At 72.7% G+C, this 4,060-nt stretch carries 1 protein-coding gene; it reads right to left on the minus strand.

The window, feature by feature from the left end:
• On the minus strand, positions 1–4,060 hold a 4,060-nt coding region (locus tag AB0J08_RS41115), incomplete at both ends, for a type I polyketide synthase (RefSeq protein WP_360645176.1).

Here is a 4,060-nt window from a genome sequence, read left to right on the forward strand (position 1 = left end):
GAGTAGGTGGTGCCGATCGCCTCGGGGTCCGGGCTGTAGATCCCGTCGAGGTCCCAGCCGCGATCCGCCGGGAACTCGCCGATCGCGTCCGAGCCGCCCGCGACCAGCCGCCACAACTCCTCCGGCGACCCGACCCCACCCGGGTAACGGCACGCCATGCCGACGATCGCGATCGGCTCGTCGGTCGCGATCGTGGCGGCGACGGCCTGCGGCTCGCGACCGCTCTGCTCACCGGCCAGATAGTCGGCGACGGCCTGAGCGGTCGGGTAGTCGAAGATCAGCGTGGAAGGCAACCGGAGCCCCGTCGCCGCACCGAGGCGGTTGCGGAACTCCACGGCCATCAACGAGTCGAACCCAAGATCCTGGAACTGCCGCCCCGGAGCGATCGCCGAGGCGTCGGCGAACCCGAGGACGGCGGCAGCCTGGGTGCGTACCAGCTCGCCCAGTTCGGCCACGCTGTACGTACGCGCCTGCCCGGCAGCCCTGACCGACCGGCGAGGCCTGGTCCGCACCAGACGTGCCGGAACCAACACGGCGTCACCCGAACGGACCGCGGTGTCGAAGAGGGTGAGGCCGTCGGTGGGGGTGAGGGGGGCGATGCCGGCGGCGGCGAGGCGTCGCAGGTCGGTTTCGGTGAGGTCGCCGGCCATGCCGCCGCCTGCCCACAGGCCCCAGGCGAGGGAGGTCGCGGGCAGACCCTGGGTGGTGCGGTGGTGGGCGAGGGCGTCAAGAGCTGCGTTGGCGGCGGCATAGGTGGCCTGGCCGGCGTTACCCAACGTCCCCGCGAGCGAGGAGTAGAGGACGAACGCGGTCAGGTCGAGGTGCGCGGTCAACTCGTGCAGGTGCCAGGCGGCATCCGCCTTCGGCCGCAGCACGGCGTCCAGACGTTCGGGAGTCTGGCCGGTGAGGAGGCCGTCGTCGAGGATGCCGGCGGTGTGGACGATCGCGGTGGGCGGGTTGGTGGTGATCAGCTCGGCCAGGGCGGCGCGGTCGGTGATGTCGCAGGCGGTGATGGTGACGTGGGCGCCGAGGGTGGTGAGGTCGGCGGCGAGTTCGGTCGCGCCGGGGGCGTCGGTGCCGCGTCGGCTGGCGAGGACGAGGTTGCGGACGCCGTGGTGGGTGACGAGGTGGCGGGCGGTGAGTGCGCCGAGGCCGCCGGTGCCGCCGGTGATCAGGACGGTGGAGTCCGGCCCGAAGGCGGGTTCGCCGTCTCGGGGGGCAACGGTGGCGCGGGTGAGGTGGGGAGTGAGGAGTTGGTCGCCGCGGACGGCGATCTGGGTCTCGCCGGTGGTCAGGGCCTTGTCGACCGCGTCGGCGGTGTCCGTGTCCGTGTCGGTGTCTGGTGCGAGGTCCACGAGGGTGATGCGGCCGGGTTGTTCGGCCTGGGCGGCGCGGGCCAGGCCCCAGGCGGCGGCGTGGGCGAGGTCGATCGGCTCGTCGGCTGTCGTGGCGACGCCGTGGCGGGTGACGACCACCAGCGGGGTGTCGGAGCTCTGGATCGCGGCGAGGACGTGTTCGGTGGTGTGGCGAATGGCGTCCGGGACGGCGAGGCCGTCGGTGGCCGGGACGGTGACCAGCTCGAACGCCACCGCCGACGACGCCGTACCGGCCGTGATTGACACCCACTCCAAGCGGTGCAGCATGTCCCGGGCCGCGCTCAGCTGGTCGGCCGCGACCGGACGCAAGGTGAGTGCGCCGATCTCCGCCACCGGCCGGCCCTCGCCGTCCGCCAGGGCGAGCGCGAGCGCGCCGCCGGGAGCCGCAGAGCCGACCCGGACACGCAACGCGGTCGCGCCGCTCGCCTGCAGGGTCAGCCCACCGAAGGCGAACGGCAGGTGAGGCTGTCCGGCGGGCAGGAAGTCGCCCAGGGCGATGGCGTGCAGGGCCGCGTCCAGCAGCGCGGGGTGCAGGCCGAACCGGCCCGCGTCCGTCTGGGGCTGTTCGGGCAGGGTGATCTCGGCGAACACCTCGTTGTCGGTGCGCCAGGCGGCGGTGAGGCCCTGGAACACCGGGCCGTATTCCAGGCCGAGTCCGGCGAGGTCCTCGTAGAGGTTGGTGACGTCGACGGGCTTGGCTCCCGTCGGCGGCCACTGCGTCAGGTCGATGCCTGACGTATCCGTGGTTTCGGCGAGGATGCCTTCCGCGTGCTGGGTCCAGGCGGAGGCGTCGTTGGTGCGGGAGTGGAGGGTGAGCGGGCGGCGGCCCGACTGCTCCGCCCCGGCCACCAGCTGAAGCTCGACGCTGCCGGTGGCGGGCAGGAGGAGGGGGGCTTGGAGGGTCAGTTCGTCCAGGTGGGGGAGGCCGATTTCGTCGCCGGCGCGGATGGCGAGTTCGGCGAGGGCGGCGCCGGGGAGGATGACGGTGCCGTTGACGGCGTGGTCGGCCAGCCAGGGCTGAGCGGTCAGCGAGAGGCGGCCGGTGAAGACCACCGACTCGCCGCCCGCGATCTCGGTGCCGGAGAGCAGGACCGGGTGGTCGAGGGTGCCGCGCCGGGTGTCGGTGTCGGACTCCAGCCAGTAACGGCTGCGCTGGAAGGCGTAGGTGGGGAGGTCGACCCGGCCGGACTCGGCGGGGGCGAAGTAGGTCGCCCAGTCGACGTCGATGCCGACGGTGTGGAGTCGGGCGAGGGCTTCCACGACACTGCGGGTCTCGGAGCGGTCCTTGCGGGCGGTCGGGACGAACGTCTCGCCGCCGTCGAGGACCTGTTGGGCCAGGCTGGTCAGCGTGCCATCCGGGCCGATCTCCACGAACACCGCCGCCCCGGTGGCGGTGACGCCGTCGGCGAAGCGGACCGCCTGACGGACGTGGTCCACCCAGTAGTCAACGCTGGTCAGTTGACCAGGCTCGGCGAGGCGGCCGGTGACGTTGGAGACGACCGGCAAGGTCGGCTCGTGGAAGGTCACCGCGCCGATGGCTTCACGGAACTCGGCGAGCATCGGGTCCATCAACGGCGAGTGGAAGGCGTGGGACACCCGCAGCCGCTTGGTCCGCGCGGACGTCTGTGCCTCGATCGCGGCGATCGCCGCCTCACTGCCCGAAACGACCACGGCGGCGGGCCGGTTGACGGCGGCGATCCCCGCCTCGGCCTCGTGTCCGGCGAGCAGCGGCAGCACCGCCTCCTCGGTGGCGGCGATGGCGAGCATTGCCCCACCGGCTGGGAGCGCCTGCATCAGCCGGGCCCGGTGAGTAACCAGGGTGCAGGCGTCGGCGAGGTCGAAGACCCCGGCGACGTGTGCGGCGGCGATCTCACCGACCGAGTGCCCGGCCAGCACGTCCGCGCGAACACCCAGGGACTCCAGCAGGCGGTAGAGCGCGACCTCGAAGGCGAACAGCGCGGGCTGCGTCAGCCCGGTCTCGCCCAGCACCCCGTCGGCGTCCTCGAACATCACCTCACGCAGCGACCGACCCACCAACGGGTCCAGCACCTGGCAGATCTCGTCCAACGCCGTCGCGAACACCGGGAACGCGGCCGCCAGATCGGCACCCATGCCGACCCGCTGGCTCCCCTGCCCGGCGAACAGGAAGGCAAGCCGCCCACCAGCACCCGAGCCCGAACCACTACTGTCCACGGCCAACGCCCGCAGCCCCGCGACCAGTTCGTCCCAGTCCGCACCCACGACCACCGCACGCCGCTCCAGCACCGCACGCTCACTCGCCAGCGCCGCGCCCACGGCGGTCGGCGAAACGTCGTCCAGCTCCGCCCAGTCCGCCAACCGCTCAGCCTGCGCGGCCAGTGCCTCAGCGCTCTTGGCGGACACCAGCCAAGGCACCAGCGGAAGTTCAGCCGCCTCGGCCGAAGCCTCCTCGACGGGTTCGCCCTGCTCCAGGATGACGTGCGCGTTGGTGCCGCTGACCCCGAAGGAGGAGACGGCCGCCCGACGCGGCGCGCCGTCGCTCGCCCAGTCACGGCCCTCGGTCAGCAGCTCGACCGCACCCTCGGACCAGTCGACGTGCGGCGACGGCGCGTCCACGTGCAGCGTCTTCGGCAACGTGCCATGCCGCATCGCCATCACCATCTTGATCACACCCGCGACACCCGCCGCGGCCTGCGTGTGACCGA

This window comes from Kitasatospora sp. NPDC050463 (assembly GCF_040655255.1).
Lineage (GTDB): Bacteria > Actinomycetota > Actinomycetes > Streptomycetales > Streptomycetaceae > Kitasatospora.